At 72.9% G+C, this 5,392-nt stretch carries 5 protein-coding genes; 3 read left to right on the top strand and 2 right to left on the bottom strand.

The features are described from left to right. Positions 1 to 278 precede the first annotated feature (278 nt). Positions 279 to 1,322 carry a hemolysin family protein gene (locus AC1DUQ_RS16820; RefSeq protein WP_477060537.1) on the bottom strand — a complete coding sequence of 348 codons (1,044 nt, stop codon included), beginning with the start codon at positions 1,320 to 1,322 and terminating at the stop codon, positions 279 to 281. Continuing rightward, positions 1,319 to 2,638 (bottom strand): hemolysin family protein, encoded by a 1,320-nt coding sequence (locus AC1DUQ_RS16815; RefSeq protein WP_477074178.1) that lies wholly within the window; start codon positions 2,636 to 2,638, stop codon positions 1,319 to 1,321. Before AC1DUQ_RS16815 ends, AC1DUQ_RS16820 begins: the two co-directional genes overlap by 4 nt. Positions 2,639 to 2,895: 257 nt before the next feature. Here AC1DUQ_RS16815 and AC1DUQ_RS16810 point away from each other — a divergent pair, with 257 nt between their 5' ends. The 3 genes from AC1DUQ_RS16810 to AC1DUQ_RS16800 form a co-directional block, all read left to right on the top strand. Further along, a complete protein-coding gene (locus tag AC1DUQ_RS16810; protein WP_477060535.1) occupies positions 2,896 to 3,678 on the top strand; it encodes a response regulator transcription factor in 783 nt (260 codons plus the stop codon). Further along, entirely contained in the window at positions 3,675 to 4,751 is a 1,077-nt protein-coding gene (locus AC1DUQ_RS16805; protein ID WP_477074177.1) for a sensor histidine kinase, read from the top strand. The genes AC1DUQ_RS16810 and AC1DUQ_RS16805 overlap by 4 nt, the downstream gene beginning before the upstream one ends. A gap of 38 nt (positions 4,752 to 4,789) precedes the next feature. Then, positions 4,790 to 5,392, top strand: a 603-nt coding sequence (locus AC1DUQ_RS16800; RefSeq protein WP_477074176.1) for an ATP-binding cassette domain-containing protein, incomplete at its 3' end; no start/stop codon positions are given.

The following is a 5,392-nucleotide window of genomic DNA, read 5'->3' as shown; positions in this document are numbered from 1 at the left end:
GGCTGCGGCGGGTCGGCGGTGCCGTCATGGGCTCCTCGCTGTGCGACCCCACGACACCTCCAGTCGTCCACACGTCTCTGATCTGCCGCGACGTCGTCGTCGGGCGCGCTGTACGCAACCCGGCGTCGTGCGGTCACGAAACCATAACGGCTCGTGGACCCGCTTCCAAGTCTCTGGACATCCGTCCAGTGCACGGACCGGACAAACCCGGCGACACGCTGAGCGACACGCCGACGTCGGACACGTGATCCGCACATCCGGACCAGTGACACGAGTGATCAGAACAGTTGGCCCCGCTGCATCGCGTCGCGGACCTCGCCGACCAGCTCCTCCAGGATGTCCTCGAGGAAGACGACTCCGACGGTCTGCCCGGCCTCGTCGACGCGAGCCAGGTGCGACCCGGAGCGCTGCATGGCCGCGAGCGCGTCCTCGACCTCGTCGTCCGGGCCGACGACCGCCAGCGAGCGGACCCGCCAGGCGGGCACGGGCGTGCTGCGCGAGTCCTCGTCGGCGTACAGGACGTCCTTCAGGTGCAGGTACCCGGTGGGCGCCCCGTCCGCGTCGACCACGGGGAACCGGCTGAACCCGGTCCGCGCGACGAGCTTCTCGACGTCCTCGGGCGTGCTGCCCACCCCCACGGTGACCAGCTCGTCTGTCCGGATCATGACGTCGTGCGCGGTGCGGTCGGAGAACTCGAGCGCGCCGGCGAGCAGCCCCTGCTCGTCCTCGAGGAGCCCCTCCGCCTGCGACCGCTCGACGATCGACTGGACCTCCTGCGCGGTGAACGCGGAGGCGACCTCGTCCTTCGGCTCGATCCCGAACAGCCGGAGCGCATGGTTGGCGATCCAGTTGAGCCCGGTGATCACCGGGCGCACCACGCGGGCGATCCACACGAGCGGCGGGCCGAACAGGAGGACCGCGCGGTCGGGGCCGGCGACGGCGAGGTTCTTGGGCACCATCTCACCGAGCACCACGTGCAGGTACACCACGATCGCGAGCGCGACCACGAACGCGATCGGGTGCGTGAGGTCCTCGCTCACGCCCAGCGCGTGCAGCGGCGCCTCGATCAGGTGCGCGATGGCCGGCTCGGCGACCACGCCCAGGCTCGTCGAGCACACGGTGATGCCCAGCTGGGCGCACGCGAGCATGAGCGAGACGTGCTCCATCGCCCACAGGACGGTGATCGCGCGGCGGTCGCCCTCGCGGGCGAGGGGCTCGATCGCGCTCCGCCGCGCCGAGATGATGGCGAACTCGGCGCCGACGAAGAAGGCGTTGGCGGCCAGCAGCAGGACCCCGACGACCAGGGCGAGGCTCGAGCTCATGACTCCTCCCCGTCGTCCGGCGCCGCGGGGCGCACCCGCACCCGCTCCACGCGTCGTCCGGCCATGGCCTCGACCTGGATCTGGACCCCCTCGACGACGATCTCGTCACCGTCCGCCGGGATGCGGCCGAGCACGAACATCAGGAGCCCGCCGAGGGTCTCGTAGGGTCCGTCGGCCGGGACGTGCAGCCCGGTGACCTCCACCAGCTCGTCGGGCCGCAGCACGCCGGGCAGCAGCCACGAGCCGTCCGCCGAGCGGGCGGTCGAGGTGCGACGCCGGTCGTGCTCGTCGGCGACGTCCCCGACCAGCTCCTCGACGACGTCCTCGAGCGTCACGACGCCCGAGGTGCCGCCGTACTCGTCGACGACGACGGCCATCTGCAGGCCCTGCTCCCGCAGCTCGACCAGCAGCGGGCCCAGGTGCACCGTCTCGGGCACGCGAGGCGCATCGACCATGAGGGCGGCCGCCGGCACCTCGGCGCGGCGCTCGTACGGCACGGCGATCGCGCGGCGCAGGTGCACGAGCCCGACGATGTCGTCGCTCGAGTCCCCGATCACCGGGAAGCGGGAGTGCCCGGTGCGGCGGGCCAGGTCGATGACGTCGGACGCCGGGTCCTCGCGCCGGACCACCACCAGACGCAGCCGGTCCGTCATCACGTCGACGGCCGTCAGCTCGGTGAACTCGATCGAGTTGGTGAGCAGGGTCGCCGTGGACTCGTCGAGGGTCCCCACCTCGGCCGAGCGGCGCACGAGCGCGGCGAGCTCCTGCGGCGAGCGCCCGCCCGAGAGCTCCTCACGCGGCTCGATCCCGACGCTGCGCAGCAAGGCGTTGGCGCTGCCGTTGAACACGGTGATGAGCGGACGCAGGGCGCTGGTGAACCCGCTCTGCAGCGGGGCGACCATGCGCGCGGTGGGCAGCGGCCRGCTGATCGCGAGGTTCTTGGGGATGAGCTCGCCGACGACCATCGAGAAGCCGTTGACCAGGACGATCGCGAGCACCCCCGCGACGATGCCGCCGATCGCCTGACCGAGCGCCGACTCCTGCAGGGGGAGGCGCAGCAGCCGCACCACGGCGGGCTGCGTGGTGTACCCGAGCAGGATGGTGGTCAGGGTGATGCCGAGCTGGGCGCCCGAGAGCTCGGTGGACAGCCGCCGGAGCGCCTTGAGGACGGACTGGCTGCGCCGGTCGTCCGGGGCCGCCTGGCCCTCGACGAGGCCCGGGTCCAGGGTCACCAGCGAGAACTCGCTGGCGACGAACACCGCGGTGCCGAGGGTGAGCAGCACCCCAAGGCCCACGAGGAGCCATTCGATCAGCACGCGGCGCTGCCCTTCAAAGGGCGGGAGCCACGGCGAACGCCGACCCGGAGGTCGGCGCTGGTGGGGATCCCCGGAGGGAGTGAGAAGAGGAAGAGGTGGCCGGCATGGTCTCCCCCGGGCTCATCGGCCCGGGCGGGACGCCGGCAGCGACTTGAGCTGCTCATGGTGGGCTCGATCATACGGGCGACCCGGCGACTCCACCCGGCGCGTCCACGGATCGGGGCGTCATCGTGGCGAGCCTGTGCCACGCTGGCGGCATGGCGAACGTGAGCGGTGGGCCGACGACGCCCGGCGGTGCAGCCGGCACGACGGTCCTGGTGGTGGAGGACGAGCCGGCGATCGCGCAGGCGATCGTGCATCGTCTGTCCGCGGAGGGCTGGACGGTCGAGTCGGTGGGCGACGGGCTCAGCGGGGTCAGCGCGGCGTCGCGGCTGCGCCCGGACGTGGTGGTGCTGGACGTGATGCTCCCCGGGATCGACGGGCTCGAGGTGTGCCGGCGCATCCAGGCCGAGCGCCCCGTCCCCGTCCTCATGCTCACCGCCCGCGACGACGAGACGGACATGCTCATCGGCCTGGGCGTCGGCGCCGACGACTACATGACCAAGCCGTTCTCGATGCGGGAGCTGGTGGCGCGCACGAAGGCGCTGCTGCGGCGCACCGAGCGCGCCACGCGCGCCGCCGAGATGGCCTCCGCCGAGCAGCCCGACCCGCCGCTGGTGCTGGGCGACGTCACGGTGGACCGGGCCCAGCGCCGGGTCCTGCGGGGCGAGACCGAGGTGCACCTGACCCCGACGGAGTTCGACCTGCTGCTCGCCCTCGCGGCGACGCCCCGCACGGTCCTCACGCGCGAGCGGCTCCTCGCGGAGGTCTGGGACTGGGTCGATGCCAGCGGCACCCGCACGGTCGACTCCCACATCAAGGCGCTGCGCCGCAAGCTCGGGCCGGACCTGATCCGCACGGTGCACGGCGTCGGCTACGCGTTCGAGCCGAACGACGGCACCGGTGACGCCGGCGGGGCGACGGTCCCCGAGGGCGCGTGAACGCACCCCGGCACGTCCGCGGCGAGTTCGCCCGCTCGCGGCTCCCGGACGTCCGGCCGCTCGATCGCCTGAGCTCGATCAAGATCAAGCTCGGCGTCCTCGTCGCGGCCACCGTGACGGCAGCCGCGTTCATCACGTGGTTCGGGCTGTACAACCACCTGGGCCCGTCGCGGACGCTCCCGATCGCGATCGTGGGGTCGCTCATCGTGACGCAGCTGCTGGCGCGGGGCATGACGTCGCCGCTGCGGGAGATGACCTTCGCGGCCCGACGGATGGCCTCCGGCGACTACAGCCGCCGGGTGCGGGCCACCAGCCTCGACGAGGTGGGGCAGCTGGCGGACGCGTTCAACACGATGGCCGACGACCTGGAGCAGGCCGACCTGTTCCGGCGCGAGCTCGTGGCCAACGTCTCGCACGAGCTGCGCACGCCGGTGACCGCGCTGCAGGCTCAGCTGGAGAACATCGTCGACGGGGTGACGGAGGCCGACCCCGCCACCATGCAGGCCGCGCTGGCGCAGACGGAGCGCCTCGGCCGGCTCGTCACGTACCTGCTCGACCTGTCGCGGCTGGAGGCGGGCGACGTCCCGCTCGAGGTCGCCACCGTGCGGCTCCAGGACTTCCTCGAGGAGGCGGCGAAGGGCGCCATGCTCGTCGGCGCGACGAAGCGGCTGCGCTTCCCCGTGGTGGTCGAGCCCCCAGACCTCACGGTGCCGGCCGACCCGGACCGGCTGCACCAGGTGGTCGCGAACCTGCTGCACAACGCGGTCCGGCACTCCCCCGACGACGACGAGGTCCGGCTCGAGGCGTCGCGGGTGGGCACGGACGTGCGGATCGACGTGGTCGACCACGGCCCGGGCATCGCGCGGGAGCAGCGGCCGCACGTCTTCGAGCGGTTCGTCCGGGGCAACACCCCTGCGCTCACGGGCCAGGCGTCGACGGGCGGAACGGGTCTGGGGCTCGCGATCGTCCGGTGGGCCGTCGAGCTGCACGGGGGCCGGATCGAGGTCRCGGACACCGAGGTGGGCTGCACGATGCGCGTCACGCTCCCCGCGACCAGCCCGGCGCTCAAATAGCCGAGTTCTCCTCCGGCCAGAACACTAGGGTCGGGCGCATGACGACCGACGGCACGATCCTCGTCGACCACCTCTCCAAGTCGTTCGGGCCCGTCCGTGCCGTCGACGACCTCTCCTTCCAGGTCGCTCCCGGTCGCGTCACGGGGTTCCTCGGACCGAACGGCGCCGGGAAGACCACCACGCTGCGCATGCTGCTCGGCCTGGTGCGGCCGACCGCGGGTGCCGCGACCATCGGCGGCCAGTCCTACGGCCAGATCCGCCGCCCGCTGCGCACCGTCGGCGCCGCCCTCGAGGCCGCGAGCTTCCACCCCGGCCGCACGGCACTCGACCACCTCCGGCTCTACACCCCGCAGGTCGGCGTCCCCGACGCGCGCGCAGCGCAGGTGCTCGAGCTCGTGGGCCTCTCGGAGGCAGCCCACCGCCGCGTCGGGGGGTTCTCGCTCGGCATGCGGCAGCGGCTCGCGCTGGCCACCACCCTGCTCGGCGACCCGCGCGTGCTCCTGCTCGACGAGCCGGCCAACGGACTCGACCCGGAGGGGATCCGCTGGCTGCGCGGGTTCCTGCGCGCGCTGGCCGCGGAGGGCCGCACGGTCCTGGTGTCGAGCCACGTCCTGTCCGAGGTCGAGCAGACCGTGGACGAC

The sequence above is a fragment of the Cellulomonas sp. P4_B5_2 genome (genome assembly GCF_056402235.1).
The sequence above is the reverse complement of the archived record's forward strand: the minus strand, read 5'-3'. Positions and strand labels throughout refer to the sequence as shown.

What these genes read in the sequence shown, in the direction of transcription:
- AC1DUQ_RS16820 (WP_477060537.1), bottom strand. Translation starts at nt 1,322, where the DNA reads ATGAGCTCGAGCCTCGCCCTGGTCGTCGGGGTCCTGCTGCTGGCCGCC.
- AC1DUQ_RS16810 (WP_477060535.1), top strand. Translation starts at nt 2,896, where the DNA reads ATGGCGAACGTGAGCGGTGGGCCGACGACGCCCGGCGGTGCAGCCGGC.